The sequence below is a fragment of the Shinella sp. 838 genome (assembly GCF_029623935.1).
Lineage (GTDB): Bacteria > Pseudomonadota > Alphaproteobacteria > Rhizobiales > Rhizobiaceae > Shinella.
The window spans coordinates 1-22,519 of sequence record NZ_JARSBQ010000031.1 but is presented as its reverse complement, the minus strand read 5'-3'; the positions used below and the strand labels follow the sequence as shown (position 1 = coordinate 22,519).

At 57.7% G+C, this 22,519-nt stretch carries 27 protein-coding genes and 1 pseudogene; 21 read left to right on the top strand and 7 right to left on the bottom strand.

From position 1 onward, the window contains the following. Window positions 1-123 precede the first annotated feature (123 nt). On the top strand, window positions 124-1,065 hold the full coding sequence (gene terL, locus P9A16_RS34495; RefSeq protein ID WP_278026507.1) for a phage terminase large subunit: 942 nt from the start codon (window positions 124-126) through the stop codon (window positions 1,063-1,065). Window positions 1,066-1,067: 2 nt separating this feature from the next. Here terL and P9A16_RS34490 read toward each other — a convergent pair whose 3' ends face one another. Next, window positions 1,068-1,622, bottom strand: a complete 555-nt coding sequence (locus tag P9A16_RS34490; RefSeq protein WP_278026506.1) for a hypothetical protein — start codon at window positions 1,620-1,622, stop codon at window positions 1,068-1,070. 61 nt (window positions 1,623-1,683) lie between these two features. Between P9A16_RS34490 and P9A16_RS34485 the strand changes: the two genes are divergently transcribed. The 8 genes from P9A16_RS34485 (at window position 1,684) to P9A16_RS34450 (ending at window position 8,274) form a co-directional block, all read left to right on the top strand. After that, window positions 1,684-3,591 carry an anti-CBASS protein Acb1 family protein gene (locus P9A16_RS34485; RefSeq protein WP_278026505.1) on the top strand — a complete coding sequence of 636 codons (1,908 nt, stop codon included), beginning with the start codon at window positions 1,684-1,686 and terminating at the stop codon, window positions 3,589-3,591. Next, window positions 3,524-4,048: a PBECR3 domain-containing polyvalent protein gene (locus P9A16_RS34480; RefSeq protein ID WP_278026504.1), complete on the top strand. Its 525-nt coding sequence runs from the start codon at window positions 3,524-3,526 to the stop codon at window positions 4,046-4,048. The genes P9A16_RS34485 and P9A16_RS34480 overlap by 68 nt, the downstream gene beginning before the upstream one ends. 122 nt (window positions 4,049-4,170) lie before the next feature. Beyond that, window positions 4,171-5,379 carry a DUF2213 domain-containing protein gene (locus P9A16_RS34475; RefSeq protein WP_278026503.1) on the top strand — a complete coding sequence of 403 codons (1,209 nt, stop codon included), beginning with the start codon at window positions 4,171-4,173 and terminating at the stop codon, window positions 5,377-5,379. 13 nt (window positions 5,380-5,392) lie between these two features. Continuing rightward, on the top strand, window positions 5,393-5,878 hold the full coding sequence (locus P9A16_RS34470) for a structural cement protein Gp24 (protein ID WP_278026502.1): 486 nt from the start codon (window positions 5,393-5,395) through the stop codon (window positions 5,876-5,878). A 20-nt stretch (window positions 5,879-5,898) separates the two neighbouring features. Continuing rightward, a complete protein-coding gene (locus P9A16_RS34465) occupies window positions 5,899-6,867 on the top strand; it encodes a DUF2184 domain-containing protein (RefSeq protein WP_278026501.1) in 969 nt (322 codons plus the stop codon). A 14-nt stretch (window positions 6,868-6,881) separates the two neighbouring features. Beyond that, entirely contained in the window at window positions 6,882-7,376 is a 495-nt protein-coding gene (locus P9A16_RS34460) for a hypothetical protein (RefSeq protein ID WP_278026500.1), read from the top strand. Window positions 7,377-7,423: 47 nt separating this feature from the next. After that, window positions 7,424-7,918: a DnaT-like ssDNA-binding protein gene (locus P9A16_RS34455; RefSeq protein ID WP_278026499.1), complete on the top strand. Its 495-nt coding sequence runs from the start codon at window positions 7,424-7,426 to the stop codon at window positions 7,916-7,918. Continuing rightward, window positions 7,918-8,274, top strand: a complete 357-nt coding sequence (locus P9A16_RS34450; protein WP_278026498.1) for a hypothetical protein — start codon at window positions 7,918-7,920, stop codon at window positions 8,272-8,274. Before P9A16_RS34455 ends, P9A16_RS34450 begins: the two co-directional genes overlap by 1 nt. Window positions 8,275-8,284: 10 nt before the next feature. Here P9A16_RS34450 and P9A16_RS34445 read toward each other — a convergent pair whose 3' ends face one another. Beyond that, entirely contained in the window at window positions 8,285-8,860 is a 576-nt protein-coding gene (locus P9A16_RS34445) for a hypothetical protein (RefSeq protein WP_278026497.1), read from the bottom strand. Between the two features lie 112 nt (window positions 8,861-8,972). On the opposite strand from P9A16_RS34445, the gene P9A16_RS34440 reads away from it, so the two are divergent. Then, window positions 8,973-10,010: a phage minor head protein gene (locus tag P9A16_RS34440; protein ID WP_278026496.1), complete on the top strand. Its 1,038-nt coding sequence runs from the start codon at window positions 8,973-8,975 to the stop codon at window positions 10,008-10,010. Beyond that, complete coding sequence (locus P9A16_RS34435) at window positions 10,010-10,456, top strand: HK97 gp10 family phage protein (RefSeq protein WP_278026495.1); 447 nt, start codon at window positions 10,010-10,012, stop codon at window positions 10,454-10,456. Before P9A16_RS34440 ends, P9A16_RS34435 begins: the two co-directional genes overlap by 1 nt. Here P9A16_RS34435 and P9A16_RS34430 read toward each other — a convergent pair. Beyond that, window positions 10,407-10,628: a hypothetical protein gene (locus tag P9A16_RS34430; RefSeq protein ID WP_278026494.1), complete on the bottom strand. Its 222-nt coding sequence runs from the start codon at window positions 10,626-10,628 to the stop codon at window positions 10,407-10,409. The two genes, P9A16_RS34435 and P9A16_RS34430, sit on opposite strands and share 50 nt — an antisense overlap. A 14-nt stretch (window positions 10,629-10,642) precedes the next feature. Between P9A16_RS34430 and P9A16_RS34425 the strand changes: the two genes are divergently transcribed. The 5 genes from P9A16_RS34425 to P9A16_RS35895 all read left to right on the top strand — a co-directional run bounded on the left by P9A16_RS34425 (window position 10,643) and on the right by P9A16_RS35895 (window position 12,755). Beyond that, window positions 10,643-11,071 carry a DUF4128 domain-containing protein gene (locus tag P9A16_RS34425; protein WP_278026493.1) on the top strand — a complete coding sequence of 143 codons (429 nt, stop codon included), beginning with the start codon at window positions 10,643-10,645 and terminating at the stop codon, window positions 11,069-11,071. A 7-nt stretch (window positions 11,072-11,078) separates the two neighbouring features. After that, a complete protein-coding gene (locus tag P9A16_RS34420) occupies window positions 11,079-11,360 on the top strand; it encodes a hypothetical protein (RefSeq protein WP_278026492.1) in 282 nt (93 codons plus the stop codon). 12 nt (window positions 11,361-11,372) lie between these two features. After that, window positions 11,373-11,855, top strand: coding sequence for an iron ABC transporter substrate-binding protein (locus P9A16_RS34415; RefSeq protein ID WP_278026491.1), 483 nt, complete (start codon window positions 11,373-11,375; stop codon window positions 11,853-11,855). Between the two features lie 103 nt (window positions 11,856-11,958). Beyond that, a complete protein-coding gene (locus P9A16_RS34410; protein WP_278026490.1) occupies window positions 11,959-12,360 on the top strand; it encodes a hypothetical protein in 402 nt (133 codons plus the stop codon). Further along, window positions 12,357-12,755 carry a phage tail assembly chaperone gene (locus P9A16_RS35895; RefSeq protein WP_443021762.1) on the top strand — a complete coding sequence of 133 codons (399 nt, stop codon included), beginning with the start codon at window positions 12,357-12,359 and terminating at the stop codon, window positions 12,753-12,755. The genes P9A16_RS34410 and P9A16_RS35895 overlap by 4 nt, the downstream gene beginning before the upstream one ends. A 41-nt stretch (window positions 12,756-12,796) precedes the next feature. On the opposite strand, the gene P9A16_RS34400 is transcribed toward P9A16_RS35895, so the two are convergent. Then, window positions 12,797-13,819 carry a hypothetical protein gene (locus tag P9A16_RS34400; RefSeq protein ID WP_278026488.1) on the bottom strand — a complete coding sequence of 341 codons (1,023 nt, stop codon included), beginning with the start codon at window positions 13,817-13,819 and terminating at the stop codon, window positions 12,797-12,799. A gap of 126 nt (window positions 13,820-13,945) precedes the next feature. On the opposite strand from P9A16_RS34400, the gene P9A16_RS34395 reads away from it, so the two are divergent. The 5 genes from P9A16_RS34395 (at window position 13,946) to P9A16_RS34375 (ending at window position 19,079) form a co-directional block, all read left to right on the top strand. Further along, the gene (locus P9A16_RS34395) at window positions 13,946-14,869 is read left to right on the top strand and encodes an endonuclease/exonuclease/phosphatase family protein (protein WP_278026487.1); all 924 of its coding nucleotides are present in this window, start codon (window positions 13,946-13,948) and stop codon (window positions 14,867-14,869) included. A gap of 72 nt (window positions 14,870-14,941) precedes the next feature. Beyond that, window positions 14,942-15,748, top strand: a complete 807-nt coding sequence (locus P9A16_RS34390; protein WP_278026486.1) for a hypothetical protein — start codon at window positions 14,942-14,944, stop codon at window positions 15,746-15,748. Window positions 15,749-15,940: 192 nt separating this feature from the next. Next, on the top strand, window positions 15,941-17,014 hold the full coding sequence (locus P9A16_RS34385; protein WP_278026485.1) for a DUF2806 domain-containing protein: 1,074 nt from the start codon (window positions 15,941-15,943) through the stop codon (window positions 17,012-17,014). A 624-nt stretch (window positions 17,015-17,638) separates the two neighbouring features. Continuing rightward, window positions 17,639-18,547: a hypothetical protein gene (locus P9A16_RS34380; protein WP_278026484.1), complete on the top strand. Its 909-nt coding sequence runs from the start codon at window positions 17,639-17,641 to the stop codon at window positions 18,545-18,547. Between the two features lie 4 nt (window positions 18,548-18,551). Continuing rightward, entirely contained in the window at window positions 18,552-19,079 is a 528-nt protein-coding gene (locus P9A16_RS34375; RefSeq protein WP_278026483.1) for a hypothetical protein, read from the top strand. 202 nt (window positions 19,080-19,281) lie between these two features. Here the strand turns inward: P9A16_RS34375 and P9A16_RS34370 are convergent, their stop codons facing one another. The 3 genes and pseudogenes from P9A16_RS34370 to P9A16_RS34360 form a co-directional block, all read right to left on the bottom strand. After that, on the bottom strand, window positions 19,282-19,944 hold the full coding sequence (locus P9A16_RS34370) for a hypothetical protein (RefSeq protein ID WP_278026482.1): 663 nt from the start codon (window positions 19,942-19,944) through the stop codon (window positions 19,282-19,284). A gap of 736 nt (window positions 19,945-20,680) precedes the next feature. Then, entirely contained in the window at window positions 20,681-21,475 is a 795-nt protein-coding gene (gene istB / locus P9A16_RS34365) for an IS21-like element helper ATPase IstB (RefSeq protein WP_024271369.1), read from the bottom strand. Further along, window positions 21,465-22,406 (bottom strand): annotated as a pseudogene (locus tag P9A16_RS34360) (Mu transposase domain-containing protein); the annotation flags it as partial. The gene istB and the pseudogene P9A16_RS34360, both read right to left, overlap by 11 nt. Between the last annotated feature and the right edge of the window lie 113 nt (window positions 22,407-22,519).

The following is a 22,519-nucleotide window of genomic DNA, read 5'->3' as shown; positions in this document are numbered from 1 at the left end:
CTCGAACGAACTGACAACAATCACTGCCTGCAGACCCCTTGAAACAGGGGGCGAGATCGTCCCGGAATCCGGGGGCGCAATCATCTCGGAACAAGGGGGCGGCTTCATCGGAATCGGCACTCCATGTGCGGTGTCCGGCCTTATGTCAGGGCGACGTGCAACCCAGACGCCGATAGCTGGGTGGCCGAGTTCATATCGTGGTGGATCAGCCAAGAGACCGGCCTGCCGATACCGGAGCGCGCCGGCAAGCTGCGCTGGTTCGTCCGCATCGGCGACAAGATTATCTGGGGCGATACGCCTGCGGACCTCGCCGAGTACACCGCACCTGACGAAAACGGCGAGCAAAGGCCGATCGAGCCCAAGTCGGTGACATTCGTCCCGGCCAAGCTGACCGACAATAAAGCGCTGATGGCGGCCGATCCCGGCTACCTCGCAAACCTGATGGCTCTGCCTACGGTCGAGCGGGAACGCCTTCTTGGCGGCAACTGGAAAATCAGGCCGGCGGCCGGGCTTCTGTTCCAGCGTGGCTGGTGCCAGGTCGTGGACGCTGTGCCAGCCGGTGTCCGCTGGATGCGTGGATGGGACTTGGCTTCGACGCCGAAGACAGAAGGGTCCGATCCGGACGCCACGGCAGGGACGAAGATTGGCAGATTGCCCGACGGAAGCTACATCGTCGGGCACCATGTGACAGACTTCCTATCTCCATCCGGTGTGGAGCGCCTGATCAAGAATACTGCGGATGCCGATGGACGGATGACGCAGATTTCGTTGCCGCAGGACCCTGGGCAGGCAGGCAAATCGCAGGTGACGAACCTGACAAAGATGCTTTCTGGTTTCAGCGTGCGCGCCACCCCGGAATCTGGAGACAAGATCACGCGGTTTAGCCCGTTCTCGGCCCAGGCCGAGGCCGGGAACGTCCTGGTGCTCCGTGGACCATGGAATGATGCATGGTTCTCGGCTCTGGAGGGCTTCCCAGAAGCCAAACATGATGACGACGCGGACAGCACCAGCAGAGCATTCAATGCCTTGCTGAGCGCGAGCACCTATACATTGGCGAATGTCTAATCCTAAGCGATCCTTTCCACGCGCGACTTCTTACACAGAGGATTGCTGTCGAGGAGTGGAGCAATCATCCTGCGCATCACATTGAAATCCATACCATATATGTACAATGCGGTCTCTGAAGGGCCTTCCCAATGGCTAACGACGAAAGCCACACGGGACAAGAGGCGATTGCACTCTTCGATCACAGAGTTGATGTCTGAGGTGGCATATACCTCGGGCGGAAGATCGGTGCCATTAAGGTAGAGAGCCAAGCCTTCGTGCTTGCCGAAATCAATCGCTCGGTTCTGAATGGGGATATGCAAGCGGGATCCTTTCGGGGCGAGCATCGATTCCAACGTGTTGATTGCGAGCTGAATGGCTTCTTCATTCAGTTCATCGACTTCGACCTCTAGGTCGCAGCCGGAAATTTCCCCAGTTTTTTCCTGCAACGTTCCTCCGCCAACGACACGCATGCCGAAGCTTTTTCTCTGCATCAGTTCGTTGAACGTATCCTCTAGTTCACCGCGATGAACCGGCTGGAGCCTGGCGTTGAGGCTTGCGATGACGATGGAAGCCAAATTGGTACCCTCTATAGAGCTAGCCGCTCGGCGCTGAGTAAGTGAATCAACTGGAGCGGACATGGGTAACATAATCACTTTCGCCCGCGACAGCTTGACTAGCCTTGTGTCGAGGATGGGCACTGACCGAGATAAGGCATCGACAACGTTCTATGCCCATACGATCCTCTCGGATGAGCAGCTGATTGCGGCCTATAGCACTGCGTGGCTGCCGCGAAAAATTGTGGACATCCCAGCACTGGATGCTTGCCGCAAGTGGCGCGACTGGCAAGCGAAGAAGCCGCAGATCGAGGCGATCGAGAAAGAAGAACAGCGGCTGAACGTCAAGGGCAAGATCCTTGAGGCAGCCAAGAAGGGCCGGCTGTTCGGTGGGGCTGCGGTCTACGTCGGGACCGGGGACGCAAATCCAGCAGACCCCCTCGACGTAGAGCGGATCAAGAAGGGCGGCATTCGATACCTGAACGTCATGACACGTCGCCAGTTGAAAGCCGGCGAGATCGATCGGAATCCGGAATCGGAGTGGTACGGGAGGCCGAAAGACTACTGCCTCACGGGCGCCAACGGCACACAGATCACTATTCACCCGTCTCGCCTCGTGCTGTTCTCTGGCGCGATGCCGGCAGATGATGAGATCTCGGCTAACCCTTGGCAGGGTTGGGGTGACAGTGTCCTTCAGTCCACACTCGACGCCATCAAGAACGCGGACAGTACGGCCGGTAACATCGCTTCACTCGTCTTCGAGGCGAAGATCGACATCATCCGCATTCCTGACTTCATGGCTTCGTTGAATGACGAGGTCTATCGCACTAAAATCATTGAGCGTTACAGCCTGGCAAACATGTCGAAAGGCATAAACGGCACGCTGCTCCTCGACAAGGAGGAGGAGTATGAGACCAAGAGCGCGAACCTCGCAGGTCTTCCCGATGTCTTGATGGCATTCCTTCAGATCGTCGCCGGGGCTGCCGATATTCCGGTTACTCGCCTGCTTGGACAATCGCCGGCCGGGATGAATTCAACCGGCGCCTCGGACATGAAGAATTACCACGACCGCATCCAATCGATGCAGGAACTGGAGATTCAGCCGGCTATGGTCCGCCTGGACGAATGTATCGAGCGGTCGGCGGATGTCCGCGATCCGGACGTCCACTATCGCTGGTCCCCGCTCGAGCAGATGAACGAAAGGGAGCGAGCCGACATTTTTAAGACGACAGCCGACGCAGCTCGTCAGTTGGTCGGGTCGGCGGTGGGGCAGGAGATCATCCCGCGTGAGGCAGTCTCGGACGCGCTGGTCAATCGCCTTGTAGAGGATGGAGTGCTGCCGGGGCTTGATGCCGCCATCGAAGAATATGGCAAGCTGAGCGAGCAGGAACCCTCCGACGAGGAGCTTGCTGCTGCTATTGTTCCCCAGGCAGCGGCAAAGCCACCGCCAATGGCCACGGCCGACGCTGCGCCACGCACGCTCTACGTTCGCCGTGACGTCTTGAACACCGCCGAAATCATCGCATGGGCCAAGGGGCAGGGTTTCAAGACCACGCTCCCGGCCGGTGACCTCCACGTCACCATAATCTACAGTCGCACGCCGGTTGACTGGATGGAGATGGGCAGCACCTGGGAAGATGAGGTGAAGATCCCGCGCGGCGGCGCTCGCCTGATGGAGCGGTTCGGCGAGGCTCGCGTCCTGCTGTTCAACTCAAACATGCTCCGCTGGCGCCATGACGAGATGGTCGACAAGGGTGCGTCGTGGGATCATCCGGAGTACCAGCCGCACATCACAATTTCCTATGATCCGAATTCGCCGGACCTTGCTGACGTCGAGCCTTACCAAGGTGAGATCGTGCTGGGGCCGGAGATGTTCCAACAGGTCGATGAAGACTGGGTTGTAGGTGTAACCGAGGACGGAGGTGCGCCAGTCGGCGACGTCACCTTTCGAGGACGCGAAAAAGCAACGGGGCAAGGGCGGGGCAAATAGGTCGTTCGACCCGTCCAAGCACCCGAGAGGGGGCGATGGTCGGTTTGTCAGCACCGGCACTAGACTGACCGAAGCAGCAGCACAGGCTGGCCAGAACGCTGTAAACCACGTGGTGTTCGCCAACGTCCGACGCCCCGCCGCTCTATCGAAGATGGCTGGGGAAGATGTTCGAGGCTTTAAGCATGCCGCTAGCAATCAGGCGATGCGCCACTCATTGAGGCAGCACGGAGATGCGAAAATTGAGAAGGCGCGGGGGCAGAAGCCGGTCATCATGGATGATTTTGCGAAATTGCCTCAGGTGATGCGCACCGGGATCTACCATCAGGCCGAACAGAGAGCTTTCGGCCCCCGCCGCATCGAAGTACATGCCACAATCGACGGCGTTCGCTACATCTACGTAGGAGAAATCCGACGCAAGCAGCGGCGCATCGACATGGTCACAATGTGGAAAAGGTGAGGGAGGTAGCCGCCCTGCCTCATGCCCTGCTTTCGCAGTCCTTGGGCTTACGTCCGAAACAACGGGCGGCATAAGCGAACTATACTCGATGCAAGCGCCTTCATCAAGGCGGGAGTAGTCCCATGCAATTCACTGACACTGTTGCGGTGTCCGGCACCCGTCGGACCGCCGATGGATATCTTGTTGCCGAAGCTCGGTCGGTTCGCACCGGCATCCAGCTTTACGCGGGCAATGAGGTCGGGAAGCCGGAAATGTCGACGGTGCGGGTTTACCGGCCCGCCGATCAGGTCTTTGCCGCCGACAGCCTCCAGAGCTTCACCCATGCACCGGTGACGATGGACCACCCGGCAGAAGCGGTCACGGCCGACAACTGGAAGCAGCTCGCCGTGGGCGAGGTCAGCACCGCGGCGAAGAAGGACGGGGAGTGGGTGCATCTGCCGCTGATCCTGAAGGATGCGGCGGCCATCCAGGCAGTCGAGAGCGGCAAGCGGGAGCTTTCCGCTGGGTACAGCTGTGAGCTCGTATGGGGCGACGGCGTGGCGCCTAATGGGCAGGCCTACGACGCCCAACAGTCGAACATCAAGATCAACCACCTCGCCGTCGTCGACAAAGCGAGGGCCGGTTCAAAGGCTCGCATCGGAGACGGTGTGGCATGGGGTGCCTCGCCCATCGAGGATCAATCGGGCCTCGCGCCCATCACCAAGGAGAAAGACGCAATGTCTGACGCTCTCAAGACGGTGGTTCTGGGCGATAAGGCCGTCCAGGTTGCCGTTTCCGATGTTGCGGCCATCGAAGCATATAAGGTCGATGCGGCGAAGAGGCTGGCGGATGCTGAAGCGGCACACGCCGCCAAGCTGGCCGACGCGGAGAAGGCCCACGCCATAGCTCTCGACGCAAATGACAAGGCGCTCGCCGCAAAGGACGCCGACCTTGCTAAGAAGGACGCGGAAATCGACGCCCTCAAAAGCAGGATCGTCGATGGCGCTGCCCTCGATGCGCTCGTGGCCGCCCGCGCTGACCTCGTCGCTACCGCCAAGGCCATCGCCAGTGACGTCAAGACCGAGGGCCTGACCGACGCTGATATCCGCAAGGCTACCGTCGTGGCCAAACTGGGCGAAGCTGCAGTCAAGGACAAGGCTCAGGCCTACATCGACGCCCGCTTCGACATTCTCGCGGAAGTCACGACCACGACCGTCGGCGCTGATCCCTTCGCGACCGTGGTCAAGGATGGCGTTGTCTCGGCTGGCGACGCCGACAGGACGGTCACCGATGCCTACACCCAGATGATTGCCGACATGAAGGCCGGCAAGTCCACCGCAACGGTCAACTGAGGAGGGCGCTTCTATGGCTCCGTACCAGACCACTTACACGAACGCTCCCGCGAAGGGCCTGCACGGTCAGATCGCTTCCGAGGAGAAGAGCAATCGGATCAGCCGCACGGTCGAAAATGCCGGCGGCGTTCGTTTCGGCCAGCCTGTCCAGCGCGGCGCCGAAGATCACGGTGTCATTCCCCTGGCAGGCGGCTCGTTCCTCGGGATCGCGATCCTCAATCCGGCCGTGCCGGCAAACGCCTCGCTGCCCGATGCGTACCCGCAGTACTTCACCGGCGCCTTCCTGACGATGGGGTCAATGTATGTCACGGCTGGCGGCAATGTCTCCGACGGTGGCGAGGTCTTCTACAACACCACCACGCATCGCTACGTCGGCGCCGCGGGCGCTAACATCGTTGGCCCGATCCCGGATGCCGTTTTCGATACCAGCGGCTCGGATGGCCAGATCGTTGAGATCAGTCTCCGTCTCCGCGGCACCATCCATCCTGAAGCCGTGTGAGCTCGAAAGGAAACAGGACCATGAACCAGATCATCCGCCAGCCTTTCGCTGACGCGCAGGCTGCCTTCCCCTTCGTGATCTCGCAGGGGCGCAACATCGAGACCCGCATCTACCAGCGGCGCTATCCGACCTTCAACTATGGCGCTCACGTGCCGGTGGTGACGGAAGGCAACGCATGGGCGATCGGCACGATGTTCTTTACGGTGGACATCGTCGGGGAGGCGAAGTTCATTTCCGGTGCAGCCAACGACCTGCCATTCAGCGCTGCCACACGCGACCAGGCTGCGCACGACTACGCCATGATCGGCGCCGGCTGGGAGTGGAACCTCGAGGAGGTCAACCAGTCCGCGCTGTACGGCATCCCGCTCAGCGATGTGAAGGCCATGAGCTCGTCCCAGGCCATCGAGCGTATGCTGAACAACATCGCTATGGTTGGATCGACCGAGAAAAGCTGGACCGGTCTCGTGAACAGCACCGCGATCTCCCGTATCGACGTGGCAGCGACCGGTACCGGCTCTTCGACGTTCTGGTCTGCGAAGACCAACGACCAGATCCTCCAGGACATCAACGATCTGCTCGGCAGCATCCGCGACAACACGGCAGAAGTCGAATGGGCTGATAGCCTGCGCCTCCCGCCCGAAGCCTTCCGGTTGCTCAACAACCGGCGTCTCGGCGCCGGCGACGGTGTCCTGAACCTGCTGGACTATCTCCGCAAGAACAATGTCTACACCGCTGAGACCGGCCAGCAGCTCGACATCCAGCCGCTGCGTGAACTCGCCAATGCTTCCCAGGATGGCGGCGGCCGCATGCTCGCCTATCGTCGCGATGAGGAAGTGCTTCGCTTCCATCTGCCGATGCCCCGGCGCGTGCTGCAGCCGCGTCAGAAGTCAATCATGGGCTACGAGCAAGGCGCAATCGCACGAACCGGCGGCACGGAGTGGCGCCTCCCGGGCGCCGCGGCCTATGCCGACGAAATCACCGCGCCGTAGTCGGAGGATCGGACATGAAGATCACCAATAACAGCATGGCTATGCAGGGTGTTTACACCCTCCGCGGCCTCATCTTCCTGAAACCCGGCGAAGCGCGGGACAACCTGGACCTGAACGAGAGACAGGCAAAGCAGGCGGCGCGCCTCAAGTTCCTCGACCTTGCCGGCGAGCCTTCGCAAGATGCTACCGTCGATACTGCTGCCGGCCAACCGCTCGACATCCCTCCGAACGAAATCGACCAGCTTCGCCGCCAGCTGGAGGAGAAGGACGACGAGATCGGAAGGCTGACCAGCCTCCTTGCGGAACGGGATTCCGAGCTCTCCACGCTCAGGGGCGCCAAGCTTGACGACCCGGCGAAGACGCCTGCCGAAATCCTGGCGATGGCAAACGATCCGAACGTCCCGTTCATGTCGTTCAAATCAGCGGCCGCCAAGCTTCTCGGCGACAAGACCCCGTCCAAGAAAGACGAGATCGTCGCCGCACTCGAGGATCTGGCGACCCAGCCCTAACGCCTTGCCCGGCGGATGACTGCCGGGCACCCCTTCAGGAGATTGACATGGCCGGATACGGTACCAATGCAGGCTTCATCGCTTACGCAGAAGCCGCCGGTTATGTCATTCCCGATGGAACGACCGATGAGCAAAAGGCCGCAGCCCGCCAGCGCGGCTCTCTTGTGATCGATCGATATGAGCCAAAATTCAGCGGGCGCCGCAAAGCGGGATACGCGCAAGAACGCGTATGGCCCCGCACCGGCGCAACGACTCGATGGGGTGAAGCGATCGGGGAGAACGATGTTCCGGTCGTCGTCGTGAACGCCTGCTATGAGGCCGCATTTCTTGAGCTGACGAATCCGGGCAGCCTGTCGCCCGTGGTGGTAGGCGCCGAGGTCGTCAAGCGTGAGAAGGTCGGGCCGTTGGAAACCGAATATGCAGCATTGACTTCGGCATCACCTACCGACGCCGCCGCAATGGCCACACCCGTCGTGACGATCATCGACGGCATGCTGTGGCCCTTCTTCACCCCGGCGATGCCCGGCATCCTGGTGGTCTGATGGCCGGCTTCGACTATACCCGCAGCGGCGGGACGGCCTCCCGCCTGATCAAGAAGTTCGGGCAGCGCGGCGCAATACGGCGCACAACGCTTTCTGGGCCATCGTATGATCCGATTGAGAGTGACCTCGATTATCCCTGCACTCTGGTCGATCTCGCCGTTGAGGAGCGGAGCATCGACGGAACGCTCGTCCTACGGGGTGATCGCACAGTCTACCTATCCACCGAGGGGCTGACGATCGAACCGCTGCGGACTGACAAGGTGGTGATAGGCGGCGACCCGCACACCATCGTGGTTGTGCAGCCACTTCAGCCGGGCGGGCCGGTAGTCTTCTGGGAGCTGAACGTGAGACGCTAGTAGTATTCTATCAACCTGCGACACCTCCGTCTTTTTTCATCACGCAGAGCCCAGACACTTTGCAGATTTCACGGATGTCTTTCTCCGATACCGGTTTCTCGATCCCGACAGGACTCTGATCTGGCTTGGCTTCATTCCCGGTCTTGTTGGGATCCTTCTTGGGCTTTTTCGAAGCCCCTTGGAATTGCTTCAGGCTATAAACACCTTTCGACATATCTGCCGTAGCGATATTTTTGAACTTGATCGTTACCTGATTTCCGCGGCTTGCCTCACTAATGTTTTCGGTGCTTGCGCCGCCTCCGATTGCGCCACCAGCGACAGGAACGTTTGAAACCGTAAGGTCAGCTCCACTTCTTGTTTTCGATGAAGCGGCGACGTTGAAAACGATCGTTGCCTCGTCCGCCATCAACCCCACCTTTTTGTCGTCAGGCACGAGACTTTGAACATCTCGCAAAGTGGTGGCGACCTCAAAAACCGCTTGTCGCAACGTGACATCGCTTGGTTTAGCGACCTGGGCAGGCGTGTAGGTTCCGCATCCCGTCAACGAGATAGCTACAGGCAAAAATATGATGATCCTTGACTTCATTTGTTCCCCCTATGCGGAACTAGTGAAGCAAAAATGCACGCCAGAGTCGAGGTTGGTTAATAGGTGGTTAATCATCGTCCTGTCTGGACGCTCAAACCGCGAGACGGACTGAATGACGTTTGATGAACTGCTTCAACAATTCGAGCCGAAGATCGCCGCGGCCTTCCGTGAAGCGATCGAGAGCATCAAGTCGACTATCGTCCTCAAAGTGGTTGTCGAGCGCTTGGAGCGCGGCGACGTCGAGGGCGCCATTTCAGCGATGCAGTTGGATGCAGAGGCCTTTGCTTCGCTTGAGGTCGCCTTTGCCGAGGCCTACAACGCCGGTGGCATCAACGAAGTTGGCAATCTGCCGAAGCTGAAGGACCCCTCCGGCGCGCGCATCGTGTTTCGCTTCGGCGTGCGGAACCCCGATGCCGAGCGGTTCCTGCGTGAGCATTCGGCCGAGATGGTAACGCGGATAGTTGAAGATCAGCGCATCGCTATTCGGTCCGCTCTGGTCGAGGGACTGTCACGCGGCAAAAACCCGACCGCTACGGCGCTCGATGTTATCGGCCGCATGTCAAAGGTCACCCGCCGCAGGGAAGGCGGCATCGTCGGTCTGACCAGCCCGCAGGAGCGCTTCATCGCCAACGCGCGTGCAGAGCTCCTGTCCGGCGATCCGGCGCAGCTTCGCCACTATCTGACCCGTGAGCGTCGCGACAAGCGCTTCGACCGGACGGTTACCGCTGCGATCAAGGCTGGCAAGCCAGTGGCGCCGGAGGACGTTACGCGCATGGTGGGACGCTATTCGGATCGACTGTTGCAGTTGCGCGGCGAAATGTTCGCCCGAACAGAAACCATGATGGCCCTCGCCACGGCGCGAGACCATGCCATCCGCCAGCAGATCGACGCCGGCAAGCTTATTGAGGGCGACGTGAAAAAGAAATGGCGAACCGCGGGCGACAGCCGCGTGCGCCACACCCATCGCATCCTGAACGGGCAGGCGGTGGAGATGAACGGCACGTTCGTCAGTCCGTCTGGAGCGACCCTTCGTTACCCGGGCGACCCTGAGGCACCGGTTTCCGAAATCATCGGTTGCCGTTGCTTTCTGCAATACAAGGTCGACTATCTGGCGTCCGTTGTTCGGCGCTTCCGTGCTGAGGCAGCCTGATGGCGAAGCTCTCATTCTCCGCCGCGGTGGCGAATTGGGTGGAGAAAGTCGAAGGCGCTACCGAAGCGGTCTTCAAGGAGGCGAGCCAGGCTATTGTCGAGGAGATGCAGACGCCGACGGCAGAGGGCGGCCGGATGCGGATCGATACTGGCTTCCTCCGAGCATCGCTCATGGCGTCCACCAGCGCCATGCCGCCGATCGTCAAGGGCAAGAAGCCAGCTGACGGTAACACCTACGATTTCGATTTCGGTTCGATCGAGGCCGTCATAGCCGGCGCGGACATCGGCGATACGCTCTATTTCGGCTACACGGCTGAGTATGCGGGCTTCCGCGAGTATGGCGCCAACGAGCAGGCCGGAGACGGCTTTGTGCGCCTAGCTGCCCAGCGGTGGCCGACTACGGTTGATCGAGTGGCGAAGGATTTGAAATCTCGCCTTGGTCTTTGAGACCTTCGGCTTTGACCATCAACGACATTTGCAGCGTGAAGAGCGCCCTTCGGGCCGCGAGGATCACGTTGTTGCCGAAGTCGGTTTCTCCGCGCTGGTTCATGAACAGCAGCCACGCCTCATGAAGTTTGGCGTGCACTTCCTCGTCGGTGAGCGGCGGCTTTTCGGGCATGAAGGGTTTGATATATGGCGACTGGCACCGATGCAATCATCCTCGCCGCGCTGCTGGACCATCTCTCAGGCCTGACTTTCTCGCCGGCGCTGATCGTCGCCCTGCCGGGCATTACATTCCCGCCCGCGGGCCAACAGAAACCGGACAGCTATCTACAGGTGTCGTTCCTGCCGAACCGGACGGAAACGCTCTCGGTCGGCAAGGGCAGGCAGATGCATCAAGGCATCCTGCAGGTGTCCGTCTACTGGAAGGCCGGCGTCGGATATGTGAAGCCGCTCGATGTCGCTGACCGCATCATCCGGCATTTCGCCAAGGGAACGCGCCTCGTCTCGAACGGCGTGAAAGTCAAGGTTGACCGCAAACCATGGGTGTCTGGGCCGCTGCAGGAACCGGAGCGCGTCCAGTTCCCCGTCACCATCCCATATCGCTCCTTCAACGCGTGAGGACATCATGAGCAAGCAGATTGTTTACGCCCGCGGGCCGGTTGCCAACGCGGAGGGCCGGACCGTGCTCAACCCGCGTTTTTTCGACAAGCCGGTCGAGGGCGCTACCAAGGTCTTCATCGACGGCGCTTTGCCGAAAATCGCCCGCGCCTATGAGGCCGCCGGCGTCCCGGTTGCAGACATCGCCGATATGCGTGCGTTGCCCAGCAAGGCCAAGGCCAAAGAACCCACCGATCCGGCGCCGCCGGCTACACCGCCCGCTGAGGGCTCTTCTTCGAACAGCCATTAAGGAGAACCCCACATGGCAATTACCACAGCATCTGAAAGCAAGGTCTTCATCTGCGTGACACCGGCCCTTCCGGCCACGGACACGGCCGCTGAATATGCCGCCCTGGTCTGGGTGGAGATCGGCGAAGTGGAAGACATGGGCGAATTCGGCGACGAAAGCTCGGACGTTACTTTCGCCTCTGTCGGCGATGGCCGCACCCGCCACCTCAAGGGCGTGCGCGATGCCGGCACCCTGGCGCTCGTCTGCGGACGCGATCCGGCAGACCTCGGGCAGATTGCGCTCAAGGCGGCAGAGAAGACGAAGTTCTCCTATCCGATCAAGGTCCAGGCGGCCGATGCGATCAGTGAGGATTACACGGACAGCGTCTACTATTTCAACGCCAAGGTCATGTCGGCCCGCGACAACTACGGTTCGGTCGACAACGTCGTCCGGACGAACTTCTCTCTCGGCATCGATAGCGCCATCATCGAAGTGCCCTCGGCTGAAACGCCGTAACCCCCATCCGGCCCTACATCCGGTTCACCAAAGCCACGTGGCATAGCCGCGGGGGATGATTGTAGGCGTTCCCCGCGGCGTCCTACCTACAAAGGAAGACGAAATGGATCTCGCAAGTTTCGACACAGTCAAGGGCGCCGGCGAAGGCGCTGTAATGGAAGTGCTTCACCCAGCCGATGGCACGGTGCTGAAGGATGACAATGGTCAGCCGATCACCATCACCCTCATGGGCGCCGATTCCGAAAAGGCGAAGAAGCGCCAGCGGGCGGAAATCAACAAGCGGCTCAAGAGCGGGCGCAATACCAAGATCACCGCTGAGGAGATGGAGGAGAACGGCGTCAACCTACTTGCTCTCTGCACCCTCTCGTGGTCCGGCATCAAGCTCGATGGCCGGCTCCTCGAATGCAACGCTGAAAATGCCGCAATGGTCTACCAGCGCATGCCCTGGCTTCGCGAGCAGGTCGACACCTTCGTCGGTGACCGCGGAAATTTTCTGAAGGCATAATCGACAGCATCGTCGATGACCTCTGCTCGTTCGGCCGGGCAACCCCGCATCAGCGGGAAACCCGGCCGGAAATCCAGCTTCCTCCAGAAGCAGTTCATATCTGGGAATGGTTCATCGAGCTCGACCAGACCCGTGATGTGCAGATGCAAGCAGGCGCTATCTGCTTCCGGGAGATCGAGGCATTTTCGCGCCTGCTACGGGAAGAGATGCAGCCGTGGGAAGTCCGCGCCTTGCGTCGCCTTGATATTGCTGTTCGAGCCAGCGCGAAGACGCCTGCAGGCAAGAGTAAGAAGGGTGAGCCTGCCGAACCAGACGCGCTCGTTAGCGTGAAGGATGGGGCAGGGGTCGCCGGATTGATGAAGGGGCTCGGCGCGAAGTCGGTAAAGGCCAGGTAATGGGGTGATGCCCTTCGCGACTGTGGGGCATCTCGTCTCGATCACTCGCAGAGATTTGGTTCATCCCGAACCGTTGGTGGGGCGGCCTGGCATAAGAGGGCCTGTATGGCACGGCGGTCCTTGGCGTAACCCAAATCGTCGAAACCAGGGCTTAGGTGATTGACGCGGCTAATCGCGCAGTCAGGCCGAGTCACGATGCAATCCGCGGGTATCCGTGCCATCGCAGCGGCTGCGCGGAAAATGCCATGCTGTCCATCTTGTGAGGCGACATTGCGAACGCGATACCACTGATGCTCCGGTTTCAATGAAAAGAAGAACGCCGGCGTTAGTTGCAGCGAAACGCGAGAAAGAGGGTCATCTTCTTCAAATATATCGACGATCTGAGGTTCGTAGGCCGACTTTAGACGAAAGTTGTTGCTCGCGAATGACGAGTTGAACGCAATAGCTGCGAAGCATGGGAATGCCGTGGCAACATGTCGGGCCAACCCGCCGCCCAAGGAGTGCCCTACAGCAAGAAACGACAGCCGTTTTCCGGGATATCGCTTACGGAGTTCGGCAATTTGGTCCGAAACGACGCGACGGGCGGTGCGATACTGATCCCACGGGTTTAGCATCTGGGTGAACCAAGTGGCGTTTGAGATGTTGTCGGAGACGCTTAGGACCCCGTCTGTGCCGCGGAAAACAACCATGACGAACACCTGGTTCGGAGCTTCCTTTGTGAAAAACTGGCCATGGAACCCGCCTATATCTTCGGTCGGCGCGGCGATAGGAGTCCATCCGAACACTTCGGGTGAGAGATCGAAACGCTCTCGCGGACCGGGTTCATAGGCGTTAAGCGCATAAGCCGCAAAGACACCGAAGTAATTCGCGACGCGGTCCAGGTTGATCTCCGGAAAGCCCTTGTCCATGTACCAGAATGACGGAATCCTTGGCGCATGGCAGGCCGCTTCGAGACCTCCGTCGATGTTCAGATCTGCTCTTGTGATCTTAAGATTCCAAGCGGCGGCGAGGCTAGCAGACAGCACGACGACGATAACAATCAAGACTGCCGATAGTTTGCGCACGATTCTTCCCTAGATTTTGAGACGCCCACCGCACTAGAGATCAATTTCTCGCGCCAAAGTCGAGTATGACTCGCTTTTTCCGCGAAGTGTGCTTTTATTCCGACATTCGAATATGAGGGGGTGGCCATGAACTCGCTTGTGAAACTCGCAGTGTTGCTCTCGGTGGGATTGTTCTCGACGTCCTCCCTAGCGGAGACCGTTCGGGTCGCCACATGGAACATCAACAACCTCAACGACAAATCAGGTGTGCCGCTGCGCGACCGTGCACCAATTCGGGTCGATGCGGACTATGAGGCATTGAAGCGATATCGCGATCTCCTGGGCGCGGATGTGATCGCGCTGCAGGAGATGGGCAACCCGGCGGCCGTTGAACGTGTATTCCCTTCGGCGGAGTACGATGTCGCATTTGCCAAAGACTATGATCCCTCGGCGGAGCCCGACATCTACGCTGCGATTGTCGTCAGGAAGGGCGGACCGGCGAAGCTCGTCCAAAGCGGTGATGTCGAAGGCCTGCAGGTTATGCACGACGCGGACGGTCGGACAACTCGGCGCGGAATTGAAGCGCTGATCGAAGTCGGCGGGAAGCAATTCTGGGTACTCGGCGTGCACCTGAAATCGGCATGCTTTGGAAAATCCCTAGTCCCGGCAACGGACGCCAACTGCGTGACGCTTGCGAAGCAGATGGCGCCGCTGGAGGCTTGGATTGATAGCAAAGAGGCAAGCGGGCTTCCTCTGATCGTTGCGGGGGATTTCAATCGAAAGTTCGATATCCACGGGCAGACCGATCATCTCTGGGCGGAGGTCGACGATAGCGATCCAAGCAGCTTAAATCTCTGGAGGTTGCCCTTTGATCGGGCGTCAGAATGCCCGACGACGCGGGAAGGCGATCGCAAACATCCGATCGATTTTCTCGTATTCAATCAGCCTGCATGGGATCGAGTGGACCCGCAGAGCTACATGGAGCTTCTCTACGAGGAAGAGGAAGCAGCCGAGCTTGGGAACAGGTTAAGCGATCACTGCCCGCGCGCTGTGGAGCTCCGGTTCGAATAGCGCCTTCGACGCCAGTGGTTGGGGGGCAGTTCGAGGATTCCGTCTGAACTATTGAGAAGTGGGAGCGGGAGTTTGGGGCAGGACGAGATTGACGCTGCTAGGATGCAGCTGGAACGAGATCGATTGGCGTTTGAAAGTCAAAAGCTTGAATTCGAAAGGGAAAAACTCGACTTGGCCGGTAAGCGGTCGCTTGGTCAGATTTTCAGCAACCCCATGCTGTTGGCAGTTATCGGTGGCCTTATATCGATTTTCACCTCGATTATTTTGAACGATCGTCAAATAGACGCATCGTTGGAAACTGAGAAACTGAAGGCAGGTATCGCGAAGGACACAGCCAGAGATGCATTGGAAGCCGACCTCATCAAGCGCTTCGTCGAAGGCCCTAGCATTCTTGCCGTGCGTGACAATTTGACGTTTCTCATCGAAGTGGGCTTGCTTCCGTCATATGCCGAAAAAATAAAGCAGTACCTCAAGGAAAACGAGGGCTCCGCTCCGCAAGTGTTGTTGAATGGTGGATTCGAAGGGCTCGACGATATCGGCGATTTGACGCCAGCTTCGCTCCGAAATCACTTTTTTAGCGCGCGTAGGAAGACCGCCGTTCAATTGATTGTTTCGACTTACGAAACTGGTACGCCCGAGGTTCGGGAGGCTATCGTCAAAGGGCTTATTGGCGCCTTAATCCCGAACGGCGACGATCCGGATCGGCGTTACCGGGTTAACTTGTACATCGCAAATGCCTTCTCGAATCTTCCGAAAATCGAGGACGTTGAGTTGGGAAAGAGCGTCGTTGCGGCCTTGGACAAACTCCAGGGTTCTCGGGAGGGCAGCGAGCCTACATTTCGACAGAATGTGCGTAGCGCTCTATCCAAGCAGAGGTAGCGGTCTAGTTCAGCAGATTCCGGATTTAGCCCAGAAAGTTCCCGCAACAATGTGCGTTGCACGTCACGGTCAAGGGGTTCCACCCCTCCTAGGCCTGGCGCCTGAGAGGAGCATGAAGTCAATCTAGAGTCGAGGCGGGCTCGCCTTTTTCGAGAATCCTGCTTTCATGTGTGAAATCACATGGGGGTGGGGATGACTGCCGAAGACAAGAAGAACGACAACGAAACCTCGCTCTCTGTAGCACTCACAGAAACCGGCGTAGAGGCGAAGGCAAAGAGCCGGTTTATCGCGGCTATTGACCGCCTTTTCGGAAGCGTTGCCGACTGGGCGCGATCGCACATCGACGCTCGAACCGAGGTCCGAAACGCCAAGACCCGGGGGGAGGTTCAACTGATCGAAACCGTCACGCAGTATGGGGTCGAAAAGCTCGGTGCCGACCCTGATCGCGCCGAACGGGCGTTCGACCGGCATTTCCGCAAGGTTCTCAGCGAACAAGAGAACCTGGATGCAGTGGTTCGCGAGGCGGCCGACAATCTTAAGATTAGTCCGCCGACCGAGACGCAGAGCAATGACGAAAGGACGCTATCCCAGGAGTTTCTTGACCGATTTGAAACCTATGCCGCCACTGCCTCGACCGATGAGCTCCGACAGCGGTGGGGAAGGGTACTTGCATCAGAAGTGAAGACACCAGGAACTTTCTCGCCGAAGGTCTTGCGTGTCGTCGACGAACTGGACTCGAAAGCGGCTCTATTGTTCGAGAATGTTTCGAGAAACTCTATCGACGGTGTTATTCCAATCTGCCTGAGTGGAGAGTTGCCTTATTCGTCTACACGCTCCTTGGTAAACGCGGGCTTGATCGAAGATCCTGGTTTCGAGGGCCAAATTCGAATGTTTCGCCAGCTTTCCGCAAATGACGGCGAATTACATTTTGTCTTACCCTTTAGCAAGGGTGCCGTAGTAATTCCCGTGACTGAAATAAAAATAAGAAAAGGGTTCGCATTACCCTCGAAGGCAGCTGCAGTTGTCGTCAATGGTGACAAAGGAATTGCTGTACCTGCGTACCTAATGACTGACGTTGGTCGCGACATTGTGTCTATTCTCCCTGACCTGGGCGAGGGTGTATTGCGTAGACTTTTTGACGCAATCGCCGGCGAGATTACAGATGTGTTAGACGCGTCCTGGATGAGGCTCTATTTTGGCGACGATCTTTCCTCGCTTAGGTTCGACACCGAGATCACGCTTCCGTTGAAACGGGATGATGAGTAACCGCTGGTGGTTGGGCTAATGCCCTGCGTTCCATCGTCCGCGCGAAGCGAGATAAGCTGCTGAACTGCGTACCGAGCGACGCCAGTGGCCGAAACTCAAGGTTCACGGTTAGATAGCTGCAGTTTGGTCAGAACCCAGGATCATTCCTCCCTCTATCTGGAGAGTGAAGAATGGGATCAATAGGGAGTCGAGCCAATAAGGATGCGGCATGGTCAGGGAATTCGAGATGAAGAGAATGCTCAAGTACGTCGGAGAAAACCTTGGACGACCGTTCGGCCGCGGTCGCGTTGTAGCTGTTCGCTTCTGCCAGCACGATGATGGCAGATGGTCGCGCGCCCTCGAAGTTGATGGTCCTTTGGGCAAAGGCATCCTCGCGAGTGGGCTGGCGCGTTGGGCGGGAGAGCCAGCCGCAAAGCCCACTGGCCTGAGGATCGAATTTACGGCTTGAGGAAACCATAGCCAATCAGCCAGCGCGGAGGATGGGGCGGATGGCAGCACGAATAAAACACGCTGGTTGAGGCGGTCGCCGTTGGCATAAACCACGTTCACTGCTCATTGCACGCCTGTGTTGTGGAATCATTTCAGCTCAAGTAGCTTCAGTGGCAAGCTGGGGGTACTTGAGAAATGGCATTTGCAATCGGGCTTCGCTTTTACAGGATCGCAGTTCGGCGAAAGGGTGAGAAAGATCCACTGGAGATCGGCCCTGGCAGCGAACCGTGCGATTTTATCGATTACGTGTCTGATTTCGTAGATAGGAGAAATAATCCGACAAGCGAAACGGACGCGCAGCGAACTTGGTTCTTTGAGCCGGTGGCTACTCAGTCTATCCGCACTGTGCATGGTTATATCAGCTATGGAACGCATGGCTTTGAGAGCCAACTCAAAGACGTAAAGACTAAGAAGTCGAAATATAATCGGCTTTCAACGGATCTCGAAGAAATACCACTGTACTTTCAATTCTGGGTACCGAGTAACGCCGAATACGCACTGGTTGCCTTTCAGTCGTTTCAAGGGCGCTCGTGCGTGTCATTTATCCAGAGCGCGATGGTGCTCGATTTTCAGCAGCGCTATCCAGACTACTCAATCAGTTTCAGAGTCATGGCGCCCGCAAGTGCAATCTCAGATGTTGCGCCGGTTAAGGCAGTAACCTTTGTGAAGCCAAGGCGTTACGGCGACCCCGCCGATCGGCCATGGAAGGGAAAGACAATGGATGAGGTCGAATATGAACTCACTGTCCGTTCTAAGAGGCGTGGCGGCATGCTTTCCACATTCAAAGACCTCGAAAAGATGTTTCCACCTAATCCAGACGGAGTCGTGGTATTTGACGGAGTGGAGTATGAGGGAGCCAAGGCGGACGTGAAAATAGGGAATAAGCGCCGCACTATCGGCGTTTTCGGCGCCGGCGGCGATGCAGGCCTTATTGACATCACCGACACGGTCAAGACTGCGAGGAACGGTCATCCGTCATTCGACAGCATCGCGGCTGAGGTTGATTCACTGATGGAGACTTTTTTCGACGGCATAAAGACCTAAGGCGATGCAAAAAATTAACATCACTTCTGTCGTCTCGTCTCACCTTGACACCCTTCGCTCCAAAGGGGAGCTCGTCAAAGTTGACATTGTAGTGTTTTACGTCTTCCCGGTGCTTGTGGGAGCTGCCGTGTGGTTTCTCAAATGGGAGGTGCCTGAAAAGGCTCTTGAACTGTCAATCTCTGTTTTTTCCATTTTTGCGGCGCTGCTCTTGAGTGTTCAAGTTGCGATGTACAGCGTCTCATTGCGGGAAATGACGCCGCCTGAGGATCAGAAAAAACTTCGTTCATTTAATGAACTAAAAGAAACGCGGAACTCGCTGATTCGGGAGCTTAACAGTAATATCTCCTACCTTATATTGCTGTCCGTGGTCACAGTTACGATAACGCTTCTTCTTTTCTTTTGGCCGTCTCCCAGAATGGGCGGATCCGGCGTGGCCGTGGCACTCTATATTCATTTTTTTCTGACGCTTTTGATGGTCGTCAAGCGATCGAGTATCGTCTTCTCACGCGAATATGAGAATGCCGGCAATTGAACACGCGTTGTTAGCCGCCGCCGTTGCCTGATCCTGGTTTTTTCGAGGTGGGCTCGGCTTGATGGTAGGCTGGAATGTGGCAAGGAGATTTCGAGCTGCCGTGCGTTTTCAGGGCACAGCAGGCGAAACGCAAGCCGAGTTGTTGACAATTAAGCCTCAGCATGCTGCCGCTGTAGTGCAGAACGGATGTAACACCTGCGTCCTAGGGGACCCACCTAAATGTCACATCAGTCTCGAACCCATCAGCCGTCGTCACCAGTCCCATCACTTGGAACCTAATGAGCATACCGATCGAGCATGGCCTTTTCACCTTGCAGATGACTTTCCGTGCCTGTTCCGCGTCCGTTAATGTGACTGATTGCCCCTGTAAATCAATGAAGCCAACTCTAGCCTTGACCGCTCCGAAGCAAACCTCGTCACCTGCTAAAATAGAAAATGTTTTGGTGATGCCTTTGATCATTTCAAAACATCCGGTGCTCGCTTGCGGTAGCGAAGTACGCACATCGTTCAGATCGTTTTGAAGTGACTGAATATTCGGAGAATATTCTGTTGCGATATCAGATTTCTCTTTCAGATTAGACTGAGAGTGTTGGGTGTCTGTTGCTTCTAGTGCAGAAACCCGCTTCTCCAGATCAGAGATGTGATACGCTTGCGCGACGAAGAAGGTTACGGCGCCAACAAGAGCGACGGCCCCTGAGACAACGAATGATGCATGGCTCCACACCATACTCATAAAGGCAAATTTAGTGTCCTCTGATACGGGCGCGTTTGATGGCCGAGGGGCGTTATTTTCTCCTTGATAAGGGTGCCTTGCCTCATTCTGGGTTGAATGGATTGGATCAGGGGAGGGCGTCGAATTGTCCATTTGGCTCGTTTTGACCAAGTGCAGCGCTCGCCGAGCGCCTGAACTCATTAAAGGATGAAGTTGCCCTTTGCGAAGTTGATCGATGCATCGAACTTGACGGAGAAGTCCGCCAACTCCTGCGGGCATCATGGACTCAATCAAAAGGAGAGTCGAGTCAGCACTTGAGGTAGCCGTGCCCAACCAGCCAGTCCCGGAGGATGGCTGGCCACGGAGGAGACTCAAGATAAATGTGGATATCCTGTGGAAAAGTCGGCCGACAGAATATTGCAAGATGCAACGACTAACAGGCTGGATTCTTTAAATTAATCACTATTTTTGAGGCAGTGGATAGAAGCCTCAGAACCGTTTGAAACCAATCACATATCCCGTCCGATATTATTGAAAGCTTTGCAAGTTGCAACGCATAGCGGGTGGTTGATTTACGGAGATGATCCTGCCCCAATGCGCGGGTGTTCAACGGAAAATGTTACCGTGGGTTTTCGTTATCGTACGGCTCGTCGCTTAGAACTTCATTTGATGAGGAAATGGTTCGAATTCGGAGTTGGCCATCTCTCGTTCGATAAATTTGGGCCCGCAAGCTGTCTGCGAGTATTCCAAGCGTCTTTATCTGCTCATCGGATAAACCAGATTGTGGCGCCTCGAAGGACGCTTCGAGGCGCGCGATTGTTGGTTTCCGCGCGGAACTGAGCCGGTTTTTCCACCGAGAAGTGAGCCACTTCTGAGTATGGTTTTCTGATCAGGGTTTGGTCAAGGGATTGGCCTTTTCTCCTCTCTTCTGTGCTGCTGCGGCCGAGCTGGCCTTGAAGCGGAAGCTGTCGTTTCCTGTTTCCAGGATGTGGCAACGGTGGGTCAGACGATCGAGCAGAGCGGTGGTCATCTTGGCGTCGCCGAAAACGGTTGCCCATTCGCTGAAGCTGAGGTTGGTGGTGATGATGACGCTGGTGCGTTCATAGAGCTTGCTCAGCAGGTGGAAGAGCAGCGCTCCGCCTGACGCACTAAAGGGGAGGTATCCGAGTTCATCCAGGATCAGCAGGTCGAGGCGGACCAACGTCTCGGCGATCTGGCCAGCCTTGCCTCTGGCCTTCTCCTGCTCGAGCGCATTGACCAATTCGATGGTCGAAAAGAAGCGGACCTTTCGGCGATGGTGCTCGATAGCCTGGACACCGAGGGCGGTCGCGACGTGTGTTTTTCCTGTGCCCGGCCCGCCGACGAGCACGATATTCTGCGCTCCATCCATGAACTCGCATCGGTGCAGTTGGCGCACGTTGGCCTCGTTGATCTCGCTGGCGGCGAAGTCGTATCCGGAGATATCCTTGTAGGCCGGGAAGCGAGCCGCCTTCATGTGATAGGCGATGGAGCGAACCTCACGCTCTGCCATCTCGGCCTTCAGCAACTGCGATAGGATCGGTACGGCCGCATCGAACGCCGGCGCTCCTTGTTCGATCAGGTCCGTGACCGCTTGGGCCATGCCATACATCTTTAGGCTACGCAGCATGATGACGATGGCGGCGCTGGCGGGATCATGACGCATGGCGACCTCCCACAGTCCGGACCCGCAAACCATCGTAGCGTTCGACGTTAGCCTTGGGTTCACGCAGCAACGTTAGCGCCTGTGGCGTGTCGATGTCAGGGCCGTCAGTCGTCTTGCCGTCGATCAGCCGATGCAGCAGATTCAGCACATGCGTCTTGGTCGCAACGCCTTGATCCAGAGCCAGTTCCACAGCCCTGACGACGGTTTGTTCGTCGTGATGAAGAACGAGCGCAAGAATATCGACCATCTCACGATCACCGCCGAGGCGGCGAAGCATCTGGTCCTGCAATTTGCGCAAGGCGGGTGGCAATTCCAGGAAGGGTGCACCATTGCGCAAAGCACCGGGCTTGCGCTGGATGACGGCAAGGTAATGCCGCCAGTCGTAGATCGTCCGTGGTGGTTTGTCGTGGCTGCGCTCTATGATCCGCGGATGTTCGCAGAGGATATTGCCCTCGGCTGCAACGACCAGCCGCTCGGGATAAATCCGCAGGCTGACAGGCCTGTTCGCAAAAGATGCCGGCACGCTGTAGCGGTTCCGCTCGAAGGTGATCAGGCATGTGGGTGAGACGCGCTTGCTCTGCTCGACGAAACCGTCAAACATCGCGGGCAATGCCATTAACGCAGGCTGCTCATCACCCCAAACATCCGCGATCGAACCGGGAAGGCTCCCATGCGCTGTTTCCTGCCACAGGTCCTGGCAATGCTGTTCCAGCCAGAGGTTCAACGTTGCCAAATCCGGGAAGTCGGGCATCTGTTGCCATAGGCGGGGACGAGAATCCTGGACGTTCTTCTCCACCTGGCCCTTCTCCCATCCCGCGGCGGGATTGCAGAACTCGGGCGCAAAGACGTAATGGTTCGTCATCGCCTGGAAGCGGACGTTGACTTGCCGTTCCTTGCCGCGGCCAACACGATCGACCGCGGTCTTCATGTTATGGGATGGACGCCTCCCTCCGAACCTTCAGAATGAAGGGCCAGCTAAAGGAGGAAGTCATGACATTCGAATTGCTCGCAATCGATCTCGGAAAGTCGTCGTTTCATCTACAT

Coding starts and splice junctions, on each gene's coding strand:
- P9A16_RS34465 (WP_278026501.1), top strand. CDS start 5,899: ATGAACCAGATCATCCGCCAGCCTTTCGCTGACGCGCAGGCTGCCTTC.
- P9A16_RS34420 (WP_278026492.1), top strand. CDS start 11,079: ATGAGCAAGCAGATTGTTTACGCCCGCGGGCCGGTTGCCAACGCGGAG.
- P9A16_RS34375 (WP_278026483.1), top strand. CDS start 18,552: ATGCAAAAAATTAACATCACTTCTGTCGTCTCGTCTCACCTTGACACC.
- P9A16_RS34380 (WP_278026484.1), top strand. CDS start 17,639: ATGGCATTTGCAATCGGGCTTCGCTTTTACAGGATCGCAGTTCGGCGA.
- P9A16_RS34445 (WP_278026497.1), bottom strand. CDS start 8,860: ATGAAGTCAAGGATCATCATATTTTTGCCTGTAGCTATCTCGTTGACG.
- P9A16_RS34485 (WP_278026505.1), top strand. CDS start 1,684: ATGGGTAACATAATCACTTTCGCCCGCGACAGCTTGACTAGCCTTGTG.
- terL (WP_278026507.1), top strand. CDS start 124: ATGTGCGGTGTCCGGCCTTATGTCAGGGCGACGTGCAACCCAGACGCC.
- P9A16_RS34470 (WP_278026502.1), top strand. CDS start 5,393: ATGGCTCCGTACCAGACCACTTACACGAACGCTCCCGCGAAGGGCCTG.
- istB (WP_024271369.1), bottom strand. CDS start 21,475: ATGCGTCATGATCCCGCCAGCGCCGCCATCGTCATCATGCTGCGTAGC.
- P9A16_RS34440 (WP_278026496.1), top strand. CDS start 8,973: ATGACGTTTGATGAACTGCTTCAACAATTCGAGCCGAAGATCGCCGCG.
- P9A16_RS34370 (WP_278026482.1), bottom strand. CDS start 19,944: ATGGACAATTCGACGCCCTCCCCTGATCCAATCCATTCAACCCAGAAT.
- P9A16_RS34415 (WP_278026491.1), top strand. CDS start 11,373: ATGGCAATTACCACAGCATCTGAAAGCAAGGTCTTCATCTGCGTGACA.
- P9A16_RS34425 (WP_278026493.1), top strand. CDS start 10,643: ATGGCGACTGGCACCGATGCAATCATCCTCGCCGCGCTGCTGGACCAT.
- P9A16_RS34430 (WP_278026494.1), bottom strand. CDS start 10,628: ATGCCCGAAAAGCCGCCGCTCACCGACGAGGAAGTGCACGCCAAACTT.
- P9A16_RS34435 (WP_278026495.1), top strand. CDS start 10,010: ATGGCGAAGCTCTCATTCTCCGCCGCGGTGGCGAATTGGGTGGAGAAA.
- P9A16_RS34475 (WP_278026503.1), top strand. CDS start 4,171: ATGCAATTCACTGACACTGTTGCGGTGTCCGGCACCCGTCGGACCGCC.
- P9A16_RS34410 (WP_278026490.1), top strand. CDS start 11,959: ATGGATCTCGCAAGTTTCGACACAGTCAAGGGCGCCGGCGAAGGCGCT.
- P9A16_RS34450 (WP_278026498.1), top strand. CDS start 7,918: ATGGCCGGCTTCGACTATACCCGCAGCGGCGGGACGGCCTCCCGCCTG.
- P9A16_RS34460 (WP_278026500.1), top strand. CDS start 6,882: ATGAAGATCACCAATAACAGCATGGCTATGCAGGGTGTTTACACCCTC.
- P9A16_RS34455 (WP_278026499.1), top strand. CDS start 7,424: ATGGCCGGATACGGTACCAATGCAGGCTTCATCGCTTACGCAGAAGCC.
- P9A16_RS34395 (WP_278026487.1), top strand. CDS start 13,946: ATGAACTCGCTTGTGAAACTCGCAGTGTTGCTCTCGGTGGGATTGTTC.
- P9A16_RS34385 (WP_278026485.1), top strand. CDS start 15,941: ATGACTGCCGAAGACAAGAAGAACGACAACGAAACCTCGCTCTCTGTA.